This is a genomic window from Microbacterium sp. NPDC079176, assembly GCF_040686675.1.
Taxonomy (GTDB): domain Bacteria; phylum Actinomycetota; class Actinomycetes; order Actinomycetales; family Microbacteriaceae; genus Microbacterium.
Map to the genome: position 1 here is coordinate 146,446 of NZ_JBFBLM010000001.1, position 24,373 is coordinate 170,818.

Consider the following 24,373-nt stretch of genomic DNA (forward strand, 5'->3'; position numbering starts at 1 on the left):
CACGAACTGCGAACCGGACGCCCCGCGACGGGCCCGAGGTCTACTTGACGCTGCCGGCGGTCAGGCCGCCGACGAGGCGCTTCTCGATGAGCATGAACAGGATGACGACGGGCAGGATCGCGACGATCGAGACGCCGAACACGTACTGCCAGCTCGTCTCGTACTGACCGACGAACTTGGTCAATGCGACCGAGAGCGGCTGGTTCTTGTCGGTCGAGAGGATGACGAGCGATGCGGCGAACTCGTTCCAGCAGGCGACGAACGTGAAGACGATGGCCGTCACGATGCCCGGCCAGACGAGCGGCAGGTTGATCTTGAACAGCACGGTGAAGCGCCCCGCGCCGTCGATCTGGGCGGCCTCGTCGATCTCCTTCGGGATGCCCGCGAAGAACGAGTGCATGATCCACACCGCGAACGACAGGTTGAACGCGGCGTTGATGAAGATCATCGCCGCCCACGTGTCGCTGAGTCCGAGCACCGTGAACTGGCGGAACAGGCCAGAGGTGAGCACGGCCGGCTGCAGCATCTGCGTCACGATCACCAGGAACAGGAAGACCATGCGCCCGGGGAACTTGAAGCGGGCGGTGTAGTAGGCCGCGGGCAGCGAGACCAGCAGCACGAGCAGCGTCGCGAACACGGCGATGATGATCGTCGAGATGAGGTTGTAGGGCAGCGGCGTCTCGGGGGTCGACCACATCGAGATGTAGTTCTCCCAGTGCCACTCGATCGGCAGGTACGTCGGGTCGACCGAGCGGATCTGCGACTTCGTCTTCACGGAGCCGAAGAACATGATCAGGTACGGCAGCACGAAGATCGCGAGCACCAGGATGCCGGCGGCCATGCGCAGGATGACGCGGGGCAGCGTGACCTGGTCCTCGGTGTAGCGGCGCTTGCGTCCGGGGATGCGAGGGGCGGCGTCATCGCCCGCGGTGGTGACGAGGGCGGTCTCGGTCAGGGTCATGATCAGACCTCCTTCATGGGCTTGACGGCCTTGACGTAGATCGCGACGATCACGATCACGATGAGGAAGGCGACGACCGACAGTGCGCTCGCGACGTCGACCTTCTTCTGCAGCTCGATGTACTTGAAGATCATCGTCATGATCGTGTCGGCGCCGTATCCGGGGATCGACCCGGTCATCACCTTGAGGATCGGCAGCGAGTTGAAGACGTTGATGATGTTGATGAGGATCGCGACGGCCAGGGCGCTGCGCAGCTGGGGAACGACGACCGTCCAGTAGGTGCGGGTCGCGCCGGCGCCGTCCATCTTCGCGGCTTCGAGGGTGTCGGCCGGAACCGTCTGGAGGCCCGCGAGGATCGTGTAGGTCGTGAACGGCAGCGAGACGAAGATCGCGATCACGATCGACCAGGCGAAGGCGGTGGCCGGGTTCTTGGTCCAGCCGTAGCCGACCGCGTCGTCTGCGAGCCCGATGTCGTAGAGGAACTTGTTGAAGACGCCGAAGTACGGCTCGAGGCTGTAGTAGAAGACCATCGTCGTCATCACGACGGATGCCGCCCACGGCACGATCACGGCCATGCGGACGATCTGGCGACCGGGGAAGGCCTTGTTGAGGATCTGCGCGAGCCCGAGCGAGATCATCACGGTGAAGGTCACCACCGCGACGACCCAGATGATCGTGCGGAACATGATCGGCCAGAACTCGGCGAACGTGAACACGGTCACGAAGTTGTCGAAGCCGACCGAGCCCTTGTCGAGGCCCGACAGCGAGATGTCACGGGTGGAGTTGAAGAACATCACCCCGGCGGGGAACAGGACCACGCCGATGATGAGGAGCAGGGCGGGCGCGATCCAGGGCAGCGCCTGGAGCAGGTCCTTCCCTCCCGGCTTGCCGCGGGCGGCGCCCGATCGGCGGCCCGGGGTGCGGGGGCGGCCGGTGGCCGCCCCCGCGAGGTTCGAGGATTCTTTCGTCTGGCTCATGGGATACCCGAACCTCTCCGTCTGCGGGGCTCAGCCCGCGTCGACCTGTGCCTGGATCTCGGCCAGGACGTCCTGGGCCGGCTTCGACTGCAGCTGGCCGAACAGCGACTTGAAGGCGCCGTCGGTGGCCGACCACTTCTCGTTCGTCGACGGGTAGAACTGCGCGTCGGGCAGTACCTCGAGGAACGGCGCGAGCGCCTCCTCACCGGCGAGCTGCTCGGCACCGGACTTGGTGACGGGCAGGAAGCCCTCTGCCTGCACCCACGGCACGTACACGTCTGCCGAGTAGTAGTAGTCGAAGAAGGCGGTGATCGCCTCCTGCTTGTCGCCGTCGTTCTGGAAGGCCATCAGCTGGTCCATGACGCCGAGGGTGAAGGGCGAACCGTCCTTCGTCGGGATCGGGACGATCGAGTAGTCGAGCTCGGGGTTGCCCTCTTCGATCTGGCCGACCGTCGGCGGCAGGCCGACCTGCATGCCGATCTTGCCCTGGATGAAGATGTCCATCAGGGGCGAGCGCTGCGTCGAGCCGGGGTCGGCCTGCGTCGCACCGGCGTCGATCATCTTCTTGATCTGCTCGGCACCTTCGAGGTTCTCGGGGGTGTCGATCGTGATCTCGGACGCGTCGCCGAACGATCCGCCGCCGCCCCACAGCCACACGGCCGCTTCGGCCTGAGCCTCTTCGGAGCCGAGGGGCATGCCGTAGCCGGCCACGCCGCCACCGAGTGCCGACACCTTGGTCGCAGCGTCGAGCAGCTCGTCCCAGGTCGTCGGAGCCTCGACGCCGGCCTGCTCGAGCAGCGCGTTGTTGACGAACAGCGCACGGGCCGATGCGATCAGCGGCAGGGCGTAGGCCGTGCCGTCGACCTCGGCGTTCGCGAGGAACGCGTCCTGGAAGTCGGAGTAGGTCTCCTCCGAGACGACGTCTTCGACCGGGTAGAGCAGTTCGTCGCCGACGAATCCGGCGAACGGACCGCCGTTGTAGATGTCGGGAGCCTCGCCGGCCTGGATCTTGGTGGAGACGACCTTCTCGAGGTTGTCCCATGACTGCACCTCGAGGTCGACCGTGATGTCAGGGTTCTCCTTCTCGAAACCCTCGATCACGTCTTCCCACAGGCCCTTGGTGGCGTCGGAGTAGCTGGGGACCAGAAGGTTGAGCGTCGTCTCGCCCTCGGCGTCTCCGCCGCCTCCTGTCGAGCCGCCGAACCCGCACGAAGCGAGCGTGAGCGTGGCGGTGGCCGCAAGAGCGACAGCACCGAATCGCAGTGACTTCTTCATGTGTATTGCATTCCTCACTGTGTAGGTGGTGCACAGTCGCAAGCACAGCACGCGACGATGCGTGTGATCGCCTCCCCCGGTGGCGGGACGATCGGTTCAAGCCGGGTCGGCTCGAGGAACCCTCCATGGACCGGATCTCCGGAGGGGCGGTGGAACTTGTTCGATTATTTGTCAGGAGAATAAACAAATCAAGAGGAACCTTGCAACGATTCCTAATCTCGACATACTATGATCGAATAAGCCGCTAAACAATCACAAACTTGCAACATCTGGTCCGGAGGGCCCGACATGACCGAACTTCTGCCCGGCGCACACATGCGCGAAGAACTGAATTCGCAGCCTGAGACCTGGGCCCGCGCGGCGGATCTCCGCGACGCGCAGGCGCTGCTCCCGGCATCCGGAGCCCGCATCGCCGTCGTCGGCTGCGGAACCTCGTGGTTCATGGCGCAGTCCTACGCGTTCCTCCGCGAGACCGCGGGCCAGGGCGAGACCGATGCGTTCGCCGCATCCGAGTCGTTCGTCGACCGCGGCTACGACGCGGTCGTCGCACTGACGCGTTCGGGCACGACGACCGAGGTGCTCGAGCTGGTCGAGCGCATCAAGGGCCGCGTGCCCACGATCGGCGTGATCGGCGACGAGACATCGCCGCTCGTCTCGCTCGTCGACGACGCCGTGCTGCTGCCCTTCGCCGATGAGAAGTCGGTCGTGCAGACCCGCTTCGCGACCACGGCCCTGGCCCTCTTCCGTGCCTCGCTCGGTGAGGATCTCTCCGGCGCGATCGCGGATGCGGCCGTCGTGCTCACGGCGGACTACGACGACGAGCTCCGCGACGCCGAGCAGTACTCGTTCCTCGGCCGTGGGTGGACGGTCGGCCTCGCGCACGAGGCCGCGCTGAAGATGCGCGAGTCGTCGCAGTCGTGGACCGAGTCGTACCCGTCGATGGAGTACCGCCACGGTCCGATCGCGATCGCCGCCCCCGGCCGCGTCACCTGGCAGTTCGGCGAGGCGCCCGAAGGCCTGGCCGCGCAGGTCGAGGCCACCGGAGCCCGCTTCGTGCAGCATCCGGTCGACCCGCTCGCCGACCTCGTGCGCCTGCACCGCGTCGCCCTCGACAGGGCCGTCGCCCGCGGGCTCGACCCCGACCAGCCGCGCAACCTCACGCGATCCGTCATCCTGGATGCATGACCCGACCCATCAGCGGAGCGATCGATGACCAGCACTGAGGATGCCGCGAGCATCGCCGACGTCGTGAGCGACGCGTCGGGCGAGCGGCTCGCCGCCGCGCGCCCGCTCGGTCACGGCGCGCCGGTGCTGGCGTTCGACGTGGGCGGCACCGACATCAAGTCGGCGCTGTTCGATGCCGACGGCACGGGTCTCGGCCTCCGCCGCACGCCGACCCCCGTCGCCGAGGGGGACCGCACGGAGGTGCTGATCGAGCGCCTGGGCGTGCTCGCCGCCGAACTTCGGGCCGACCACCCCGATGTCGTGCCGCTGGCGGCAGGACTCGTGGTGCCGGGGATCGTCGACGCGGAGGCCGGCCTCGGCGTCTTCGCGAGCAATCTCGGCTGGCGGAACTCGCCGCTGCGCGACCTCGCGTCGGAGAAGCTCGGTCTGCCCGTCGCGTTCGATCACGACGTGCGGGCGGCGAGCTGGGCCGAGCACCGCCTCGGCGGCGCCCGCGCCTACTCGAACTCCGTCGTGCTGGTCATCGGCACGGGCATCGCGGGTGCCCTGTTGGTGGGCGGCGAGCCGTACACCGCCGGCGGCTACGCGGGCGAGATCGGCCACTCGCCGATCGCCGACGGACCGGTGTGCGCGTGCGGTGCGCGCGGGTGCCTCGAGGTCGTCGCGTCTGCCGGCGCCATCGCTCGCCGCTATCGCGAGGCGACCGGAATCAGCCCCGACGGCGCGAAGGACGTGATCGCCCGCGCGGCGGCCGGCGACCGCGTCGCCTCCGAGATCTGGAACTCGGCGCTCGACGCCCTCGCCCTGTCCCTCGCGCAGCTCACCGCCGTCATCGCCCCCGAGGCGATCGTGATCGGTGGTGGACTCTCCCGCGCCGGGGGAGCGCTCTTCGACGAGCTGCGGGCACGACTGGCGGAGCGTCTGAGCTTCCATCGCCTTCCTGAGCTCGTGCCGGCGGAGCTGTCGGGCAATGCCGGCATCCTGGGCGCGGCGCTGCGCGCGAGGGAGCTGGCATGATCCTCACCGTCACCCCGAACCCCGCGCTCGACCTCACCTGGCACGTCGAGCGACTGACCCTCGGCGAGACCCACCGAGCGGATGCCGGTGCGGTGCGTGCCGGCGGCAAAGGCCTGAACGTCGCCCGGGTCGCCCACGCGCAGGGCGCCTCGGTGCTCGCCGTGTCGACGGCAGGCGGTCGCAGCGGTGTCGAGCTCGCCGCAGAGCTCGGGGCCAGCGGCGTGCCCCATCGCCTGGTCCCCGTGGTCGGAGCGACACGGCAGAGCATCGCGCTGGTCGACGAGACCCTCGGCGACACGACGATCGTGAACGAGCGGGGCGTGAACCCCTCCGACCCCGAGTGGGCTGCGATGCTGGGCGAGGTCGTCGATGCGCTTCCCGGCGCGCGCGTGCTCGTGATCTCGGGCAGCCTGCCGCCCGGTGCTCCTGAGACGCTGCTTCCGCTGCTGATCGGCACGGCGCGGGACGCCGGTGTGCCCGTGATCGTCGACACCTCGGGTCCGGCTCTCCTGCACGCGGCGGATGCCGGAGCATCCGTCCTCAAGCCCAACGCGGCCGAGCTCGTCGAGGCTACCGGCATCACCGACCCGGTCGACGGCGCGCGTTCGCTGATCGAGCGCGGCGTCGACCTCGTGCTGCTGTCGCTCGGCGCCGAGGGCATGCTCGCCGTCACGGCCTCCGACGTGCTGCATGCGCGCCTCGATGCCCCGCTGGCCGGCAACCCGACCGGTGCGGGCGACGCGGGAGTGGCCGCGTGCGCGGTGCTCTATGCCGACGGCGTCCGTGATCCCGAGACCGTTCTGCGACGCGCCACCGCGTGGTCGGCCGCCGCTGTGCTCATGCCGCTCGCCGGCGAGATCTCCGACGACTGGGCGGCGCTCGAGGAGCGCCTCGTCGTCACCCCCTACGATTCCCCCGTTCGAGAGGACCCTCTGTGACCCTGGTCTCCGCCCGAGAGCTCGTGACGGATGCCGCAGCCCGCGGCACCGGCATCGGCGCCTTCAACGTGATCCACCTCGAGACCGCCGAGGGGCTCGTGCGTGCCTCTGCCGACGCCGGACTGCCGGTGATCCTGCAGATCTCGCAGAACTGCGCCGACTACCACGGCGGCCTCGAGCCGATCGCTCTGGCGACGCTCGCCGTCGCGCGGCGCGCGCAGACCCCGGTCGCGGTGCACCTGGATCACGCCGAGCGCCCCGAGCTCGTCGACGAGGCCATCGCGCTGGGCTTCGGCTCGGTCATGTTCGACGGCGGTGCGCTGCCGTACGACGAGAACGTGGCGCTGACCGCTGCCGTCGCCGAGCGGGCGCACGCGGCAGGCGTCTACGTCGAGGGCGAGCTGGGCGAGGTCGGCGGCAAGGACGGCGCCCACGCCCCCGGTGTGCGCACCGACCCCGACGAGGCCCGCGCGTTCGTCGCAGCGACCGGCGTCGACGCGCTCGCCGTCGCCGTGGGGTCGTCGCACGCCATGACGGACCGCACGGCATCCCTCGACCTCGCTCTCATCGCACGCCTGCGCGAAGCCCTCCCCGTTTCCCTGGTGCTGCACGGATCATCGGGAGTCTCGGACGCCGTGATCGCTGACGCCGTGCGCGCGGGCATGACGAAGATCAACGTCTCGACGCACCTGAACGGGTTCTTCACCCGCGCGATCCGCGCGACCCTCGACACCGATGAGAGGCTCGTCGACTCGCGCAAGTACCTCACCCCTGCGCGCGATGCGCTCGCCGGGGAGGCGGCGCGGATGCTGCGCCTGTTCGCCCTCGAGTCCACCGAGGTGGCGGGGTGAGTCACGCGATGCCGGGCAGGATGGTGACATGAAGCGCGCCGCCCGACTGAACGCGATCCTCGACCTGCTGGCCGCGGACGGCGAGGTGAACGTCGACGAACTCGTCGAGCGCTTCGGAGCCTCGGCCGCCACCACGCGCCGTGATCTCGACTCGCTCGCCGAGCAGCGTCTGCTCACACGCACCCACGGCGGGGCGGTCGCCCACTCGGTCGCCTACGAGCTGCCGATCCGCTATAAGAGCCACCAGCGCTCGCAGCAGAAGGAGAGCATCGCCCAGGCCGCCGCCGCCCTCGTGGCGCCGGGCATGGTCGTCGGGCTCTCGGGCGGAACCACGACCACCGCCATCGCCGCAGCGCTCGCCGCTCGGGACGATCTCGCCGCAGGCCCGGGCATCACGGTCGTCACCAACGCCGTGAACATCGCCGCCCAGCTCGCCACCAGACCCGACATCAAGGTCGTCGTGACCGGCGGGGTGATCCACTCGCGCAGCTACGAGCTGGTGGGTCCGTTCGTCGAGCAGCTGCTGCGCGGAGTGCGACTCGACATCGCCTTCATCGGGGTCAACGGGATGGATGCCGCGGCCGGCGCCACCACGCAGGACGAACGCGAAGCCGCGGTGAACCGCATGATGGCCGAGCGCGCCCGCCGAGCCGTGGTCGTCACCGACAGCAGCAAGATCGGCACCGTGGCGTTCGCGGCCGTCGGCGGCCCGGAGCTGTTCCCCGTTCTCCTGACCGACGACGGTTCCGACGACGCCTCGCTTGCCGCGTTCCGCGACGCGGGGTACGAGGTCATGACGGCCTGACCTGCCGATCAGTCCTTGACTCTCACAAGCAACACGGTGCGGGACTCCTGGTGGGGATGCCGCGACCCCTCTCGCGACATCCCCGGAGTAGATGGTGTCCTGTCGTCCCCTCACACTCCCCAGTGCACGAGGGTTTCCCCAGTTCGACTGCGCCTCCCTCGCGCTTCGTTTCCGAAGCCCTTCGCTGGCACCTTCTGGAGATAAGGAGCGGGTCACCGATGTTCTGATACATCGACTGGAGAAAAGTTTCAGAGTCCGCTTCCGTGGCACTGGAAAGGCGCGCTGAGGCCTGTGGATTCGGATGCCGCGGCCAGCGCGTCCGCGGGGCTGGCACCGGTGGCCAGCTCGGAGTGCACGGCCCCGAGCAGCTCGCAGGCGACGTCGTCGGCGACCACGACAGGGGCGGCGATGACGCAGCCGGTGCCGGCGTGCAGCCAGACGCGCGTCATGCCCAGCGCCTCCTCGCCCCACCGCACCGACGAGCGGCCGAGTTCGCACGCCGAGAGCACGACGGTCTCGGGCGGGCGCAAGATCAGGTCGACGTCGTACCCGAACAGGGTGCCGTCGACGAGTTCGAACCCTGAGAACAGCGGGTTGTCGACCGCATGACGACCGTGGGCGGCGATGTGCAGCACGTCGACCTGCTCGGCGAGCTCGGTGACGGCACTGACCCGCGCGCTGTCGCCGGTCAGCATCCTGGCGCCTGCCCACGCTGCGGCGGCCCGGCGCACCTCCTCTTCGGCGCGCGCGACGCGGGGGCCGGTCGCGAAACCTGCCCGGGAGGCCTGTGGCGGGCGGCGATCGGAGCCGCCGAGCAGGCGAGACACCGACGTCGCGATGGTGAACGGAGTTCCGCGCATTCCCGGGAGCATCGCCCACGGGATGCCGCCCAGGATGCCGGGCACCGTCAGGGCCAGACGTGCCGCTCCTCCCGACGCCGCGCGCGCCGGTGCCAGGAGGGCCTGGTCGAGTCGTCGCAGTCTGTCGTCGAGCGAACGCGCCACGACGTGCGCCATCGGCCCGCCGTGGGTCAGAGCCGCCACGTCGAGGTCGGCGCGGAGTCCGTCGAGCGCGGCCTCGATGCGCGGCAGCGCCAGCTCGACGATCGACGAGCCGGATGTCGTCACGACGACGCACAGCAGCTCCTCGCGCGTGAAGACGTAGGCGAGGATCGCTGTGTCCTCGTCGAGTCGCGCTCGGGTCTCGGAGAGACCCAGGCGTTCGTGGCTCTCGCCGACGCCGGTCGACGACCACTGGCGGTCACGTACTCGATCCCGCAGCTCGCGCACCCGGGCATCCGTCGTCCAGTCCGACCCCGCGAGGTCGGCGCGCAGCATCCGCAGCTCGGCGAGGTCGGCCGACAATTCGGCATCGTGCGGCGGGCGCACCGGTGCGACCTGCTGGCTGAGATGCCTGGCACGCTCGGACCACTCGAACAGCACCTCGGGATCGCGCGATCGCGCGGCCGCGGCGAGACCGGCGAACATCAGCTCGGTGCCGTGCATGGCCACCGACGCCTGCAGGTCGAGCGCTCCGAACGACTGCTGCCACGTGGTGAGCAGGTCGAGCCCCTCGGCGGCGGCCCGGCGAGCATCGGCATCCCTGCCCCGTGCGGCGGCACGCACCGCACGCACCTCGTGCGCGCGCAGACGCAGCGGCGTCGGGGCGTCAGGGGTGAGTCGGGGCAGGCGACCTCCGTCGGCCAGCCGAGCGGTAAGTGACACCGCAGCCGCTTCGGTGCGGAATCCTCCCCGGGTGAGCGCGTCCACCGTGCGAGAGAAGTCCTCGGCGGCCGGCGGCTTCTGAGGTCGGGTTCGCAGCTGCGCCTCCAGCCGCACCGCGTCGGCGCGGGCGGCCCAGCTCGCGCTTCCCAGGGTGGCGAAGCGACGGGATGCGGTCGCCGCGGCACGCTCGGCCGACGAGGCGTCGTGCCGCAGCAGCGATCGGGCGAGATGGAATTCGGCCTCGCCTCGCGCCTGCCGCATCCGCTGTGCACCGAATCGCACCGCGACCGTGCCGAGCAGTTCTTCGGCCTCGGTCGTGAGGCCGGCATCGCGCAGCACCTCGGCCCGATCGAGGTCGCTGATCGCGGCGGCGAGGTCGCTGGTCGCGGCGAGGATCGGACGCGATCGGGTCATCAGCCCGAGTGCGGTGACGAGGTCGCCGCCGAGCAGCGCGGCGTAGCCGAGATTGTGGCGCGCTTCGGCCAGCGGCTCCTCGGCTCCGTGGGCCTCATAGGCCGCGATGGCCCGCTGCAGATCGGCCGTGCAGGCGTCGAGCCGGTGCCTCTGCATACTGACGATCGACCGGCTCATCAGGCAGTTGGCGCTCTCGATCGAGCCCTCGTCGAGGCCGTCTATCGCCCTGGTGAGAAACAGGTCGGCGTCGTCGAGCCGTCCGCCGTGCATGAGCAACGTGCCGAGTTGGCCGTTCGCGAGGGCGACTGTCTCGTCGCTGAGGCCCGGCCGTGACAGCGCTTCGCGCGACAGTCGCTCGGCTTCCACCGGCTGGCCCGTCTGGGCGAGCACGTAGGCCATGGTCCCGTCGATGCGGGCACGCAGATCGGCGTCGTCCGTGCGCGCCGATGCGGCGGTCAGCGCACGCCGCGCCTGGGCGAACCGTCGGGAGTTGGCTGCGTCGACGCCGCGCTGATGCAGCTCGAGAGCAGACAGGGGCATTGCACCAGAATGCCGGTATGTCTGGCCTCAGGGAAGGTGTGCTGTGATCCGACGCGCGCGGCTACCCTCCCGTCACGGGTGAAGGCAGGGTTTTGAGCACGGCGGAGACGGCCTTGGCCGCAGCATCCGCCGTGACGCCCTGTGGCGGCACGGAGCCCCACTGTGCCGCGATGCGCCCCGCGACATACGGAGCCGCGAACGACGTGCCGCTCCAGATCGAGAAGCCTCCGCGGTAGTCGTCCGGGTCGATCGTCTCGCGCCGCAGTCCGTCGACGTCCGCTCTGGTCGTCGCCTGCTCGCCTCCGACGAAGGCCGGTGACGTGCTCACGACGGCGGCGCCGGGGGCGTAGACCTGCACCCAGGGGCCGACGTTCGAGAACAGCGCGACCGAGCGGCCCGACGGATTGAGAGCCCCGACCGACACATGCGGCGCAGCGTGATCACGGGGGATGCCGTTGTCGGCACCGGGCCACGGCCACAGCGATGCCGGGAACGACGGCCGGTCGATCGCGTCGTTGCCCGCCGAGCACACCACCACGCACCCCAGCTCTCGCGCCGCGGTGAGCAGCGCGTCGAGGGTCCGGCTGAACTGACCGTCGACCGGGGTCTCGTGGTAGTACCCGAGCGACAGGTTGAGCACGTCGATCGGATGCCCGGTCGACGGGTCCTCGCGGTGTCGCCGCAGCAGCTCGACGACCTGCGCGACGGTCGTCAGGAAGGTGCTCTCGTCGATCACGCCCAGTGCGCCGGCCATGCGGATCGACAGGATGTCGGCATCCGGCGCCGTCTGACGGATGATGCCCGCGATGAACGTGCCGTGCCCGGCGACGGCGTCGATCTCGCCGTCGAGCTGCCCGTAGAGATCCGGATAGACCTCGGGGTCTGCGTCGTCGGTGAGTCCGATCGGCACGCCGTCGATCTCGATGTGGCGGGTGACGATGTCGTCCGGCAGCCAGTCGTGCACACCGCATCCCGTGTCGAGCACCGCCACCACCGGACGTCGGCCGCGCTTCGGGGCCGCCGTGCGCCGGGGAGCCGGTCCGAGCCAGGTCACCGGCTGGCGCGCGCCGCGCCCCGGCTCGAGGTAGTCGTCGCTGCCTCCGGCCCCTCCGCCCGCGCCGCGCACCGGGTTGGTGCGGCTGAACGGGTTGGTGCGGCTGAAGGGATTCGTTCGGCTGAACGGGTTGAGTCCGACGGGGTCGATCGACAGCACATGCTCGAGGCTGGTTCGCGGCATCGACGTGCCGGAGCTGCGCCGCGCGCGCTGCAGCACGCGCCAGGCGTCCGGCGGCACCGGCGACTCGCCGCGGGTCGGCTCGTCGGGAGTGGTCAGGCGAGCGCGCAGGAACCCCGGCACGCCGGGGACCAGCGAATCAGCCGCGCGCAGAGCATCCGGCGAATCGATCTCGAGCATCCAGCCGAACGAGCCGGCTGCATCGCGCAGCTCGCGGATCTCCTCGTCGTACTCCTCCTGACCATTCTCCTGATCCTGCGTGATCAGCAGCCGCTCCTGCAGATATGCGGTGGGGAACGCCCTGACGCCCTCGACGGGTTCGACCGACGGGTCCAGCGCCGTCCCCCGTCTGATCGATCCCTCGGCCCGGTCCTGCCAGCTCCACCCCTTGGGCTGCTCCATCGTCGATCCTCTCCTCGCGGGCGGACCCGCGTCCTCTGCGGGATGAGCCCGCGTCCTGTGCGGGGGACCCCGCGGTGTGTGCGGGTCGGCCCGCTTCCGGTGAGTGAGGTCCTGCGTGGTGCGGGAGTCGCCCAGCGGTGGTGTGCGCGGGTCGCCCCGTCATACGCGGGTCGCCCCGCGGTGGATCACAACTCGAACTGCGGGGTCGACAGGGTGCGCTCCTGGTCGCCGACCGTGGTGCTCAGGCGCACGCGGGTCAACCCGTCGGGCACGTCGTCGAACAGGAAGCGGCCGGTGTCGTTCGCGGTCGTCGTGCGGATGCTCTCGCCCTGAGCCAGTTCGATCGCACCCGAGATCGAGTCGACCCAGCCGTCGACCCGGTGCGCACCGCTCGCCGTGCGCGTGACGTGCAGCAGGATGCTGGTCGTGCCGTCGCTGAACTGCAGGGTGAGCGCGTCGGCGTCGCCGCGAACGGCTCCGAGCGGTTCCTCGATGAGGGTGAGCAGCGCGTACTCCTCCGACAGCCCCTCGGCTGCCACGGCCGCGATCATGCGGTCGATGAGGGCGGCCGGCATCGGGTCGACGTCACGCCAGAGCGAACGCAGCTGCGCGAACAGCTCGGCATCCTCATGGTTGTCGCCGCCGTTGGCGCGATCGTTCTCGCTCATGAGCTGCCCTCCGTTCGTGGTGTCGGTGCGTCGAGCAGCTCGCGCAGCTTCGCGAGGCAGCGCTGGCGGGTGGGGCCGATGCTGCCGACCGGCATCGCGAGATCGGCGGCGAGGCGGGCGTAGTCCGGTCGCTCCTCGAAGGCGATCACTCGCAGCAGTCGCTGGCATCGGTCGGCGAGGAGGTGAACCGCTGCCCACAGCCGTCGCTTCTCGTCGCCGACGGTGGCGTGGTGCTCGGCCGACTGCTGCGTGGGAAGCAGTGCGTCGAGAGCATCCGACTCGGTCGTGTCGACCCTGTTCTGGGCCTTCCCGGCCCGCCAGGCCTCGCGGCGAGCGGTGGTCGTCAGCCAGGCCGACACCGCTTTCGGATCACTGATCGAGCGGTGCCCGCGAACCAGCTGCAGCCACGTCGTCTGGACGACGTCTTCGGCCAGTGTGCGGTCGAGTCCGTAGGCGCGCACGACATGCCAGAGCACAGGCGTCATCAGCCGCACGAGGTCGTCCATCGCGCGGCTCTCGCCGTCCCGCCATGCGTCGAAGAACTCGGCGGCACGCCTCCAGCGTGCTGCTCCGTCGTCCGGTGCAGGATCGAGGGCGGCGCCGTCGGGTGCGCCGTCGATCATGAGTCCCATTGTGATCACACCGGTAAGGAGCACGGCAAGAGGCTCCTGATACATGGACTCGGTATGTTTTTTCGGGGTTCTGGCGGGATTCCGTCCCGGGGAGACGGATGCCGGGTGTCCGGCGACCCGTGCCGCGGGCGTTAGCGTGGAGTGGTGATCGCTCTCGCCGTCGTGCTCTTCCTCAACGCCGCCTTCAACGTGCTGGTGTGGCCCCGTTTCTACAAGCGCGTCGCGACCGACCCGCGGGCACGGGATACCGACGGCAAGGCGACGGCGTTCCTCAAGGTGCACGCCGTGCTGATCGCGATCGCCCTGGTGCTCGCGCTCGTCTCGGTGATCGTCGGCATCGCGGCGCTCGCCGGAGCGCTCTGACGATCAGCTGCGGGTGACCGGCTGCTGGAGCTCGGTGATCCAGTCGGCCTGATCTTCGGACTCCGACTGCAGATACACCTCACGGCAGGCGCCCTGCGCCGTCGCCCCGTGCGCGGCGATCGCCTGATTCAGCGCATGCCAGCTGTCATCGATCGTCGCCATGGTGCCGAGGTGTGTGGCGGTGAACGCATCGTCGACGGCGGGAAGCTCGACGATGACGAGCCCGTCGATCGCCGGCCCGTCATAGGTGAAGCCGACCGTGATGCGCACGCCGTGCTTGTTCATGTCGTACTCCGCGATCGGGAGCCCCGGCTCTCCGCCCGACGCGACGATCGCATCGGCCACCTGATCGAACAGCGGACCCACCACCCCCGCGACCTCGGGCTGTGAGGCGACGCTCTGGGTCAGCGCCGCGAGGCGGACGTAGGGAAGGGGCTTCTCGGTGATCTGCTCGGCGGACATCGTCGTCTCCTCAGGTCGTGGGTGCGTGCCGCCGATCCTACGCAGGGGCACGGACATCGGCTACCGTCGTCGATCCGGTCGCTCGCCGGATCCGACTATCCCGCCTCGTCGTCCGACTCGTCCTCGTCTTCGTCCTCGTCGCGGTGGCCGCTGAGGATCAGGATGCGCCGCAGGTGCATGGCCGCGAGCACTCCCGGCCCCATCGAGCGGCGGGCGTCGATGGTCCGGTCGTCGACGGTCTCGAGCAGCAGCCTCACGGCGCGCGCGGCCTCACCCCTGACCCGGTGATCCTCGGGCGACAGGGGATCCTCTTGGGCGATCACCTCGGCGACGGCATGGCACGCGTTCGACAGCGGTTCGGGCAGCGCCGCGTCGAGCACCAGAGCCCCTGGGCGATCCCAGATGGTGTCGGCGATCTCGTCCGAGATGTCGCGGATCAGATGCGCGATCCTGTCGAGCCGGGCGAGCTCGGCGTGGATGTGTCGCGTCTCCCCCCGTCGTCCCAGCGCCCGTGGGTTGCCTCGCCGGCTGTCGTCGGCCTCCGACAGGGCCGTGCGCAGCTCCGCCGTCGTGTCGGCGAGTGAGGCCGCATCATCGGCCCACTGCTGGTGCTCGGGCGGCCACGACTCCGAGACCGCCGACCCGATGTCGTGCAGGTGCTCGCTCAGCTGCGTGCGGAACGCGTCGACCTTGGCCGCGGCGGCGAGGGTCAGCGGCGCCGGCGCGATCACCAGGTTGACGAGGAGTCCGACGACGACGCCGACCGCCGTCTGCACCAGGTACCCGATCGAGTAGTCGTCAGCATTCTGGCCGCCGATGATCAGCACGAAGAGCGCGGCCATGGGCACGTACTCGCGGCCGACGCCGAACCACCCCGTTCCCGAGACCAGCACGCCGATGCCGACCACGGCCGGGATGGTCCACCACGTCGGGCCGACGGTGAGCACGACGATCGCTGCCAGCCCGATGCCGGTGGCGAGTCCGAGCAGGGTCTGCAGCCCCGACCGCACCGACCCCATCAGCGTGGGATACATGCTCACGAGGGCGCCGAGCGGCGCGTAGTACGGGTACTCGTCGGTGACGCCGGGCATGTGCGGGGCGATCAGCCACGCGAGTCCGACAGCCAGAGCGGTCTTGGCCACGAGCAGCAGCCGGGCCGGGTCGACCGCCTCGCGCAGTGAGCGCACGATGCCGGGACGGCGCGCGCGCACTCGTGTCCTGATGTTCGTCACGGCATCCTCTCGTCATCCTCCCCGAAGGGTGACGCTAGCCGCTCGGCATCCGTTCACGCATGTGCTTGCGTCCGGCGGCGAGGGCGAGTAGCGGTCGCGACGCGTCGACGCCGGCCGCCCCTCTTCGGAGCGACCGGCGTCGAGTGATCAGCGGGTGATCAGGGGATGGCCCGGCGGAACGCGAGGAACGAGATGCCCGCCAGCACCGCGGTCACGACGAGACCCCACAGTGCGAGACCGAGAGCTCCGGCGTCGAGGATGCCCCGCCACACCTCGTCCCACAGCTCGAGCCTCGTCGCGAGGAACGCGAGACCCACGAGCACGAGACCGAGCCCGACGCCCGCGATCGTGAGCACGGTGGGTCCCCAGCTCTTGTAGATCGTCGCACCGGTGAAGCCGACCACGAACAGGAACAGGGCGAGCGTGAAGTAAACGGTGAACGCTCCGAGCGGACCCGCCTCCCACAGCCACGGCAGGTAGAACACGTAGCCGTTCACGCCGTAGCCGTTCGTCAGCGTCTCGATTCCGCCGCCGATCAGGAAGACGACGCCCATGAGCGCACTGCCGAGGATCGCGGTGAGCAGCGTGCCGAAGAAGAAATCGCGCCGCGTGATGCTCATTGCCTGCGAGAACGGGAAGGTGAGTGTCATGGCCGAGAGGCCGATCGCGAAGAAGTACCAGAGCGGAGCCTGGCCGCCACCGCCGTACTTGGGGGTGTCGACGGGGATCATCGCGTAGATCAGCACCGAGATCACGACCGCGGAGCCGAGGATGATCAGCGGCACCCAGATGAACGTCTGACGGTTGATGAGCTGCAGACGGATGACGTTGAGTGTGCGTCGCATCAGCGCACCTCCTCTTTCGCGACGGAGGCCCTGTTGGCTGCGCCCGCCTCGGCCTTCTGGGTGAGACGGACGATCAGCTGCTGCAGCGACACCGGAGCCAGATCGAGACCGGATGCCGTGAGCTCGGCGCGCTCGGCGGCCGACAGCGCCCCGAGCACGGTGACGGATGCCACTCGGCCGAGCGCCTCGCGGTGCAGGACCTCACGGTCTGCCGCCCACGCGTCGACCTTGACCGCATCGCCGACCACGGTGACGGCGCGGTCGCGCACGGCATCCGTGTCTTCGTTGAGGAGGATCTTGCCGTTGTCGATCACGATGACCTTCTCGATGAGGTTCGAGACCTCGTCGATCAGGTGCGACGAGAGGACGATCGTGCGCGGGTGCTCGGCATAGTCCTCGAGCAGGCGGTCGTAGAAGATCTGCCTGGCGACCGCGTCGAGCCCCAGGTACGGCTCGTCGAAGAAGGTGAGCTCGGCGCGCGACGCCAGGCCGATGATGACCCCGACGGCCGAGAGCTGTCCGCGGGAGAGCTTCTTGATGGTCTGCTTCATCGGCAGCTGGAACTGCTCGATGAGCTCGTCGGCCAGCTCCTGGTTCCAGTTGCGGAAGAACAGGCTGGCCGCCTTGAACGCGTGACGCGGGTAGGCGTCATCCGGATACTTCTGGCTCTCGCGCACGAAGCAGATCCGGTTGAGGACGTGCGTGTTCTCGTAGGGGTGCTCGCCGAAGACGCGCACGGTGCCGGACGACTCGAAGTTCTGCGCGGTCAGGATCGACATGAGCGTGGTCTTGCCCGCGCCGTTGCGGCCGAGCAGTCCGTAGATCGCGCCGCCCTCGAGGCTGAGCGACACGTCGTCGAGCGCGTTCTTCTCCTTGTAGTGCTTGGTGAGGTTCTGGACCTCGATGACGGCAGTCATGCGGTGGTCTTCCCTTCTGTCTGGTCTTTCTGCTGTGTCTGGGTCGCGCGCTCGTGCAGCAGCGCGACGAGGTCGTCGGAGCCGAGGCCCAGTGTGCGGGCCTCCGCGATGAGCGGTTCGATGTAGCGGTCGGCGAATGCGGCACGGCGCTCGCCGAGCAGCAGATCCTTCGCCCCGGCGGCGACGAACATGCCGATGCCGCGGCGCTTGTAGAGCACTCCCTTGTCGGTGAGCATGGCGACTCCCTTCGCTGCCGTCGCGGGGTTGATCCGGTAGAAGCCGGCGAGCTCGTTCGTCGAGGGCGCCTGCGATTCCTCCTCGAGAGAGCCGTCGAGGATCGAGTCCTCGATCTGCTCGGCGATCTGGAGGAAGAGCGGCTTGCCTTCTTCGATCACGAGTCCTCCGCTGGTTAATGGGTTAGTTACTCGACTAGGTAACCACTGAACCGCGGGTGTGTCAACAGTTGTTTCAGGCAGGCAGGTGCGGTGAGGAGCGCTCAGCCGCGCAGGTCCCGGGCGCGCAGCGCGACGGCCGAAGCTGCGGCGAGGACCACGGCCAGGCCCCAGGTGAGCGCGAGTCCACCGGCATCCACGCCCTCGGCGAGGGGCGGCTGACGGTACACCCAGGCGTAGGGCGAGAGCGCGTTCAGCCACTCGAGGTCATCGGACTGCTTCGCCAACGCCTGCAGGATGTATCCGAGCACGGCGATCCCTGCGCCGGCGCCGGTCGCCCAGATGCGGCGACCCGTCGCTGCGCCGGCGAGCAGGGCGGCGGATGCCGTGAGGAACGAGAGTCCGGTGAGCGCGGCGCTCGCTCCGACGATGCGCCAGCCGTCGAGGCCGAGCTCGGCCGAGTCGTTCAACGCCCAGACGACGAGCCCCGAGAAGACGCCGAGCCACAGCAGTCGCACGAGCACGGCGAAGGCCGACTCCAGCGCATACCGGCCGCGGCCGATGCCGTGCGCGAGGTCGAGTTCGGCCCGTCCGCTCTCCTCCGCGCCGGCGATGGCCGCCGACCCCCACGTCACTGCTGCGATCGTCAGCAGAAGGAAGCCGATCAGGCCGAAGAACGTGCTCTGCGCGTATCCGGCGCCGGTCGCGATCTGGTCGTACCCGAGGGTGTCGACGAGTTCCTTCGGCAGCGACGAGATCATGGCCTCGAGCTGGCCGTCTCCGGCGAGGCTCGGGTACAGCGGCAGATAGAGGAACAGCACCGCGGCGAGGCCGGCGGTCCATCCGAGCAGGCTTCGCCAGGACTCGCGCAGGCTGCGTCGGAACACGGGCAGGATGCCGTTCATCGCTGCTCCCCCCTGTCGCGCCGCGATCGTCGGGTCGCGGGTCGGGTCGACGCCGGCGTGACAGAGGATCCGTAGAGCCGCAGCACGGACTCCTCGAGGTCCGGCTCCTCGACGGTGAGGTCGCGCACCTCGAACGGCGCGAGCGCCTTGATGAACGGGTCGATCGCGCCGTCGACCGTGCCGGACAGCTGCAGGATCCCGTCGGCATCGTGCGCGTCGATGCCGGTGAGCCCCGGTACCCGGTCGAAGCCGGCGCGCGCGGCCGCGGCATCCGTCGTCGCGAGCTCGACGCGCACCCGGCGGATCGAGCCCAGTCGCAGCGAGGCGACGTCACCGTCGGCGACGACCCGTCCGTTCGCGAGGACGGCGACCTCGTCGGCGGTCTGCTGGATCTCGCTGAGCACATGCGAGCTCAGCAGCACGGTCTGCCCGGCATCCTTCGCCTCGCGGACCATCTGCAGGAACTCCCGCTGCACGAGAGGATCGAGGCCGCTGGTGGGCTCATCGAGGATCAGCAGCTCCGGACGATGCATGAACGCCTGGATCAGCCCCACCTTCTGCTTGTTGCCCTTCGACAGGGTGCGCACCGGACGTGACAGATCGACGCCGAGACGGTCGCCGAGGTCGCGTGCCGTGCGCAGGGTCGCGGCGGAGTCCCGTGAACCCGAGACCTGGGCATAGAACGCCAGCATCCGATGTCCGCTCGTGCGCCCCTCGAGGTGCAGCTCGCCCGGCACGTAGCCGATGCGCCGCCGCAGAGCGGCACCGCCGTGACGCGGGTCCTCGCCGAGGATGCGCACTGTGCCGGAGGACGGACGGATGATGTCGACCAGTGTGCGGAGCGTGGTGGTCTTGCCCGCGCCGTTCGGTCCGATGAGCCCGAACACGGTTCCCGGACGTACTCGGAGGTCGAGCTCGTGCAGCGCGACGCGGCTGCCGAAGCGCTTGTGCAGACGTTCGATCTCGATGGTGTCGGTCATGATGCGTCTCCTTCCGGGGCGGGACCCTCTGCTCCGAGGGCTTCGCGCGCACCGTCGAGCAGCGCGGTCGTCGAATAGATGCCGTGGGTGAGCAGCTCGAGTGTGGGCAGCGTCGTGCGTCGCAGCCCGGCAGGGCTCAGTTGATCGGCGCCCAGGGCGCGGGCGATCTGAGCGCGCATCACCACCGGCGCCAGGCCGATCAGGGTGAGGGTCAGCGTCGTCATCTCGGGGTCGCTCATGGGCTCGAGCATCCCCGCCTCGCGCTGCTCGGCGAGCACATCGCGCGTTCTCGCGAGGAAGCTGTCGAACAGCCGATCCGCTGCCGGAGAGCCGTCGATCAGCATCCGGGCGAGGTAGTCGATATAGGGCCCGTACCGGCCGAGGTCGTTCAGCGCGGTGCGGATGCGGTCGCCGGTCGGGGCCGTGATGAGGTCGTGCTCCTCATCGGTGAAGACGCCGACGACATAGTCGTCGCACTCCGTGCGCAGGGCGTTCTTGTCGCCGAAGTGATGCACGATCAGCGCGGCGCTGACTCCGGCCTCCGTGGCGATCGCGCGAAGGCTGGTGCCATCGAAGCCGTTGCGCGCGAAGGCGGCGATGGCAGTGTCGCGGATGCGGGCACGAGCGGTGAGATCGTCGGAAGCTGAACGCATGTACAGCACACTAAACAGATGTTCAGCCGCGGTCAAGAGGGGTCGCTCGTACTCTGGAGGAGTGGACTTCCCCTACAGCCGCCTGCGCCGCTGGCCCGACGTCGAGGCCGACAATCTGCAGGCGCACGACGCGACCGACCTGCTGCTCGTCGAGCGCGCGCTGGCGCCGGACTTCTCCGGTTTCTCGGGGCGCGAGATCGCGGTGATCGGCGACGAATACGGGGCGATCACGCTCGCGCTCACGGCCGCCGGACTCGACGGCATCCGCGTGCATCAGGACCTCGCGACCGGGCGACGCGCGCTCGCCCGCAACGCCGAGGAGCTCGGGCTGACGGGATTCTCCACTCACGAGCTCGACTCCACTCTGCTCGACGGCGCGCGGCTCGTGCTGCTGCAGCTGCCCAAGGCGCTCGCCGAGCTCGAGGAGATCGCCGATGCCGTAGCGCGTCGGGCCGCCCCGGATGTGGCGCTCGTCGCCGGCGGGCGCGTGAAGCACATGACCATCACGCAGAACGAGGTGCTCGCGCGGAGCTTCGAGACGGTGCAGGCGCAGCGCGCCGAGCGGAAGTCGCGGCTGGTGGTCGCATCCGAGCCGCGGCCGGCCCCCGCTGAGCCGCCGTTCCCGGTCGCGGAGCGGCATGACGGGCTCGTGCTCGTCGCGCACGGCGGCGCGTTCGCGGGGGCGAAACTCGACATCGGCACGCGGGTTCTGCTCGAGGTGCTCGGTCTCGATGAACAGCCGAGCCCGGCTCCGATCGTCGTCGACCTGGGCTGCGGGACCGGCGCGCTCGCCGCCTCCTACGCCCTCGCGCACCCGGACTCCCGTGTGATCGCCACCGACCGATCTGCGGCGGCCGTCGCCTCGGCCCGCGCCACGATGGTCGCGAACGGCGTCGACGATCGAGTCACCGTCATGCACGACGACGCCGGCTCGGAGATCGCCGACGCGACTGTCGACGTCGTGCTGCTCAATCCGCCCTTCCACCTCGGCAGCAGCGTGCACACCGGGGCTGCGACCCGACTGTTCGAGGCCGCCGCCCGCATCCTCCGCCCCGGCGGAGAGCTCTTCACGGTCTTCAACTCGTCGCTCGGGTACCGCGCCGAACTGACCCGGCTCGTCGGGGCGACCGAGCAGCTCGCGCGCACCCCGAAGTTCACGGTCACGCGCAGCATCCGGCGCTGATCCGTCGCCGACTGGGCGTCGTTCGGTCACACGCACTTCCCGCGGCCGAATGCTCGGGATCGGGCCGACGCAGGCGCGAACGGCCGACCGAAATCGCCGACCAGAACCGCGCCGCGACCGCGTCCGAAACCCGCGCAATCCCCCGGTCAGCCGACGAAACTGAACGGCACTAGGGATCGTGGATTTGCCCCTGACCGGCCATTTCGTTACGTTGGTTGGTGGGCCTGACGGCCCGAAGACCAGTCCGCGACCACGTCCTTCTTTCGAATGTGCTGTGCTGCGAAGAGGCGTGGACGTACGGTCGATGCTCTATCGCGGTGGATCCGAAATCCGCCGTCCGCGCCGCCACAGCTCCAACTCGAAACGGCCGGGAGGATCACCCGGGCGTAACCGAAGCAGGCTCAGCCACCCGAAGGCGAGCCGCAGGGGAAACGTGTCCGAAATCGCTCTTGAAGCGCGCAATCTGTACAAGGTGTTCGGGAAGAATCCGAGCAGTGCCGTCCGTCGACTCAAGGCCGGTGAGAGCAGATCCGCCGTCGGCGACGCAGGAACCGCCGCCGTCATCGACGCCAGTTTCACCGTGAACCGCGGCGAGATCTTCGTGATCATGGGGCTCTCCGGTTCCGGCAAGTCCACCATCATCCGCATGCTCAACGGCCTGCACGATGTGACCGACGGATCCGTCATCGTGAACGGCGACCCGATCACGGGCATCCCGTCGTCACGGCTCCGCGAGATCCGCCGCGACCGCGTCTCGATGGTGTTCCAGCACTTCGCCCTGCTGCCGCACCGCACGGTCGCCGCGAACGTCGCCTATCCGCTCGAGCTCAAGGGCGTCGGCAAGGACGAGCGACTGAAGAAGGCCGAGGAGATCCTCACCCTGGTGGGTCTCGAAGGCCAGGCCGACAAGCTCCCATCCGAGCTCTCGGGCGGCATGCAGCAGCGCGTCGGCATCGCCCGTGCGCTCGCCGCCGACTCCGACATCCTGCTCATGGACGAGGCGTTCAGCGCCCTCGACCCGCTGATCCGTCGCGAGATGCAGGAGCAGCTCCTCGAACTGCAGGAGAAGCTGCAGAAGACGATCGTCTTCATCACCCACGACCTCAATGAGGCCATGTTCCTCGGCGACCGCATCGCTGTCATGCGCGACGGTCGCATCGTGCAGATCGGCACGCCCGAGGACATCCTCACGGACCCCGCCAACGACTACGTCGAGCAATTCGTGCAGGACGTCGACCGCGCTCGCGTGCTCACCGCCGCGAACGTCATGGAGCGCCCGCGCCCGGTCGTCGCCGAGACCGCCGGCCCCCGCACGGCGCTTCGCCAGATGCGCGACGCGTTCATGTCGGCCACCTACGTGACCGGTCGCGACCGCAAGCTTCTGGGAATCGTCACCGACCGCGATGCCGTCAAGCTCGTGCGCCAGGGGGTGTCGACCCTCGACTCCATCATCAAGCCGGCGCCGCAGAGCGTCAGCAAGGACGAGGTGCTGATGAACCTGTTCATCCCCTCCGTCGAATCGCCGCTGCCTCTGGCCGTGGTGGATGCCGAGGGGCGCCTCGTCGGCGTGATCCCACGCATCACCCTGCTCGCAGCCCTGGGCCCCGGCCCCGGTGCCACGGGCGAGCTCACCCTGCCGCTTCTTCCGATGCCGCAGGCCGAGATCGATGCCGTGCTCGACGACGGATGGACGGCCGAGCCGCTGCCGGTCGCGACGACGACGGAGGAGGTGCGCTGATGGATGGTTTCCGCATTCCTCTCGGCAGCTGGGTCGCAACGGGAGTCGACTGGATCAAGACGAACCTCGACGGTCTGCTCGACGTCATCTCGTTCGTGGTCAGCTTCCTGGTCGACGGCCTCACCCGCGCCCTGCTGAGCCCGCATTTCGTGGTCATCATCCTGATCGCGGCGTTCATCGCGTGGCTCGTGCGCTCGTGGCAGCTCGCGATCGGGACGATCGTCTCGTTCGGTCTGATCGTGGCCATGGGCCTCTGGGTCCCCGCGATGCAGACCCTCGCCCTCGTGCTCGTCGCCGCGGTGATCGCCGTGCTGATCGCGGTGCCGCTGGGCATCTGGTCGGCCCGCAACGCCACCGTGCGCGCGGTGCTCAAGCCCGTGCTCGACTTCATGCAGACGATGCCGGCGTTCGTCTACCTGATCCCGGCGATCGTGTTCTTCAGCATCGGCGTCGTGCCCGGTCTCGTCGCCACCGTCATCTTCGCGCTGCCTCCGGGTGTGCGACTGACCGAGCTCGGCATCCGCGGAGTCGACTCCGAGACCGTCGAGGCCGGTCAGGCATTCGGCGCCAAGCCGGGTCAGATCCTGCGCGGCATCCAGCTCCCGCTCGCGATGCCGACGATCCTCGCCGGCGTCAACCAGGTCATCATGCTCGCGCTGTCGATGGCGGTCATCGCCGGTATGGCGGGCGCCGACGGCCTCGGGAAGATCGTCGTCGAGGCGATCTCGACCATCAACATCGCCAAGGGCGTCGAAGCCGGTCTGGGCGTCGTGCTCATCGCCGTCTTCCTCGACCGCGTCACCGCGGCCCTCGGCGACCTGAGCAGCAACCGCTCGTCGCTGCTCGGGATGCTGGCGCGTCGCCGCACGCAGAAGCGTCTCGATGCCGCATCCGCCGAGGCGGACACGACGGCGACGGCATCCGCTCCCGCATCGGCCGACGCGGCCGACGCGCTGGATGCCGACGCCGAGGCCGAGCGACTGAAGGCCTCCCCGCGCCGCGCCCCTGTCGGCGGCGGCGTGCACTGACTCATCCCTTCCGCACAAGAGAACACGCAGTACACAGCAACACAGCACCTAT

24 protein-coding genes are annotated in these 24,373 nt (G+C 69.3%); 9 read left to right on the top strand and 15 right to left on the bottom strand.

The annotated features are described in order from the left end of the window. Positions 1–40: 40 nt before the first annotated feature. The 3 genes from AB0P11_RS00735 to AB0P11_RS00745 are packed head-to-tail and all read right to left on the bottom strand — an operon-like array spanning position 41 to position 3,213. Entirely contained in the window at positions 41–961 is a 921-nt protein-coding gene (locus AB0P11_RS00735) for a carbohydrate ABC transporter permease (protein WP_171821966.1), read from the bottom strand. Between the two features lie 2 nt (positions 962–963). Beyond that, complete coding sequence (locus tag AB0P11_RS00740) at positions 964–1,938, bottom strand: sugar ABC transporter permease (protein ID WP_053098347.1); 975 nt, start codon at positions 1,936–1,938, stop codon at positions 964–966. A 30-nt stretch (positions 1,939–1,968) separates the two neighbouring features. After that, positions 1,969–3,213: an extracellular solute-binding protein gene (locus AB0P11_RS00745; RefSeq protein ID WP_056275906.1), complete on the bottom strand. Its 1,245-nt coding sequence runs from the start codon at positions 3,211–3,213 to the stop codon at positions 1,969–1,971. 288 nt (positions 3,214–3,501) lie between these two features. Here AB0P11_RS00745 and AB0P11_RS00750 point away from each other — a divergent pair, with 288 nt between their 5' ends. From AB0P11_RS00750 to AB0P11_RS00770, 5 genes are read left to right on the top strand one after another with little or no spacing between them, the layout of a single operon-like run. Then, on the top strand, positions 3,502–4,398 hold the full coding sequence (locus tag AB0P11_RS00750) for a sugar isomerase (protein WP_363518844.1): 897 nt from the start codon (positions 3,502–3,504) through the stop codon (positions 4,396–4,398). Positions 4,399–4,422: 24 nt separating this feature from the next. Next, positions 4,423–5,415, top strand: a complete 993-nt coding sequence (locus AB0P11_RS00755) for an ROK family protein (protein WP_363518847.1) — start codon at positions 4,423–4,425, stop codon at positions 5,413–5,415. Then, entirely contained in the window at positions 5,412–6,353 is a 942-nt protein-coding gene (locus tag AB0P11_RS00760; protein ID WP_363518850.1) for a 1-phosphofructokinase family hexose kinase, read from the top strand. Before AB0P11_RS00755 ends, AB0P11_RS00760 begins: the two co-directional genes overlap by 4 nt. Beyond that, the gene (locus AB0P11_RS00765; RefSeq protein WP_363518852.1) at positions 6,350–7,204 is read left to right on the top strand and encodes a class II fructose-bisphosphate aldolase; all 855 of its coding nucleotides are present in this window, start codon (positions 6,350–6,352) and stop codon (positions 7,202–7,204) included. The genes AB0P11_RS00760 and AB0P11_RS00765 overlap by 4 nt, the downstream gene beginning before the upstream one ends. A gap of 28 nt (positions 7,205–7,232) precedes the next feature. Next, positions 7,233–8,009, top strand: coding sequence for a DeoR/GlpR family DNA-binding transcription regulator (locus tag AB0P11_RS00770; RefSeq protein ID WP_056275914.1), 777 nt, complete (start codon positions 7,233–7,235; stop codon positions 8,007–8,009). Positions 8,010–8,257: 248 nt separating this feature from the next. On the opposite strand, the gene AB0P11_RS00775 is transcribed toward AB0P11_RS00770, so the two are convergent. From AB0P11_RS00775 to AB0P11_RS00790, 4 genes are all read right to left on the bottom strand, one after another. Then, complete coding sequence (locus tag AB0P11_RS00775; protein WP_363518855.1) at positions 8,258–10,687, bottom strand: CHAT domain-containing protein; 2,430 nt, start codon at positions 10,685–10,687, stop codon at positions 8,258–8,260. 61 nt (positions 10,688–10,748) lie between these two features. Next, a complete protein-coding gene (locus AB0P11_RS00780) occupies positions 10,749–12,323 on the bottom strand; it encodes a S8/S53 family peptidase (protein WP_363518858.1) in 1,575 nt (524 codons plus the stop codon). Positions 12,324–12,508: 185 nt separating this feature from the next. Then, positions 12,509–12,991, bottom strand: coding sequence for a hypothetical protein (locus AB0P11_RS00785; protein WP_056275923.1), 483 nt, complete (start codon positions 12,989–12,991; stop codon positions 12,509–12,511). Continuing rightward, positions 12,988–13,614 (bottom strand): sigma-70 family RNA polymerase sigma factor, encoded by a 627-nt coding sequence (locus AB0P11_RS00790; RefSeq protein WP_233277273.1) that lies wholly within the window; start codon positions 13,612–13,614, stop codon positions 12,988–12,990. The genes AB0P11_RS00785 and AB0P11_RS00790 overlap by 4 nt, the downstream gene beginning before the upstream one ends. 150 nt (positions 13,615–13,764) lie before the next feature. Between AB0P11_RS00790 and AB0P11_RS00795 the strand changes: the two genes are divergently transcribed. Continuing rightward, positions 13,765–13,986, top strand: a complete 222-nt coding sequence (locus tag AB0P11_RS00795) for a hypothetical protein (protein ID WP_363518862.1) — start codon at positions 13,765–13,767, stop codon at positions 13,984–13,986. Between the two features lie 3 nt (positions 13,987–13,989). Here AB0P11_RS00795 and AB0P11_RS00800 read toward each other — a convergent pair whose 3' ends face one another. The 8 genes from AB0P11_RS00800 to AB0P11_RS00835 form a co-directional block, all read right to left on the bottom strand. Then, entirely contained in the window at positions 13,990–14,448 is a 459-nt protein-coding gene (locus tag AB0P11_RS00800) for a GyrI-like domain-containing protein (protein WP_053098358.1), read from the bottom strand. 95 nt (positions 14,449–14,543) lie between these two features. Then, positions 14,544–15,680, bottom strand: coding sequence for an aromatic acid exporter family protein (locus tag AB0P11_RS00805; protein ID WP_363518865.1), 1,137 nt, complete (start codon positions 15,678–15,680; stop codon positions 14,544–14,546). A gap of 158 nt (positions 15,681–15,838) precedes the next feature. Beyond that, positions 15,839–16,525, bottom strand: coding sequence for a hypothetical protein (locus AB0P11_RS00810; RefSeq protein WP_053098360.1), 687 nt, complete (start codon positions 16,523–16,525; stop codon positions 15,839–15,841). Then, positions 16,525–17,442: an ABC transporter ATP-binding protein gene (locus AB0P11_RS00815; protein ID WP_363518868.1), complete on the bottom strand. Its 918-nt coding sequence runs from the start codon at positions 17,440–17,442 to the stop codon at positions 16,525–16,527. The genes AB0P11_RS00810 and AB0P11_RS00815 overlap by 1 nt, the downstream gene beginning before the upstream one ends. Further along, entirely contained in the window at positions 17,439–17,837 is a 399-nt protein-coding gene (locus AB0P11_RS00820; RefSeq protein WP_053098362.1) for a GntR family transcriptional regulator, read from the bottom strand. The genes AB0P11_RS00815 and AB0P11_RS00820 overlap by 4 nt, the downstream gene beginning before the upstream one ends. A 101-nt stretch (positions 17,838–17,938) precedes the next feature. Continuing rightward, entirely contained in the window at positions 17,939–18,739 is an 801-nt protein-coding gene (locus tag AB0P11_RS00825) for an ABC transporter permease subunit (protein ID WP_072590464.1), read from the bottom strand. Beyond that, on the bottom strand, positions 18,736–19,719 hold the full coding sequence (locus AB0P11_RS00830; RefSeq protein WP_363518873.1) for an ABC transporter ATP-binding protein: 984 nt from the start codon (positions 19,717–19,719) through the stop codon (positions 18,736–18,738). The genes AB0P11_RS00825 and AB0P11_RS00830 overlap by 4 nt, the downstream gene beginning before the upstream one ends. Continuing rightward, entirely contained in the window at positions 19,716–20,372 is a 657-nt protein-coding gene (locus tag AB0P11_RS00835) for a TetR family transcriptional regulator (RefSeq protein ID WP_363518875.1), read from the bottom strand. Before AB0P11_RS00835 ends, AB0P11_RS00830 begins: the two co-directional genes overlap by 4 nt. Before the next feature lie 61 nt (positions 20,373–20,433). Between AB0P11_RS00835 and AB0P11_RS00840 the strand changes: the two genes are divergently transcribed. From AB0P11_RS00840 to AB0P11_RS00850, 3 genes are all read left to right on the top strand, one after another. Beyond that, positions 20,434–21,555 carry a methyltransferase gene (locus AB0P11_RS00840; RefSeq protein ID WP_363518878.1) on the top strand — a complete coding sequence of 374 codons (1,122 nt, stop codon included), beginning with the start codon at positions 20,434–20,436 and terminating at the stop codon, positions 21,553–21,555. Positions 21,556–21,988: 433 nt separating this feature from the next. Further along, positions 21,989–23,293, top strand: a complete 1,305-nt coding sequence (locus AB0P11_RS00845) for a glycine betaine/L-proline ABC transporter ATP-binding protein (protein WP_053098367.1) — start codon at positions 21,989–21,991, stop codon at positions 23,291–23,293. Beyond that, the gene (locus AB0P11_RS00850; RefSeq protein ID WP_363518882.1) at positions 23,293–24,321 is read left to right on the top strand and encodes a proline/glycine betaine ABC transporter permease; all 1,029 of its coding nucleotides are present in this window, start codon (positions 23,293–23,295) and stop codon (positions 24,319–24,321) included. The genes AB0P11_RS00845 and AB0P11_RS00850 overlap by 1 nt, the downstream gene beginning before the upstream one ends. Positions 24,322–24,373 lie beyond the last annotated feature (52 nt).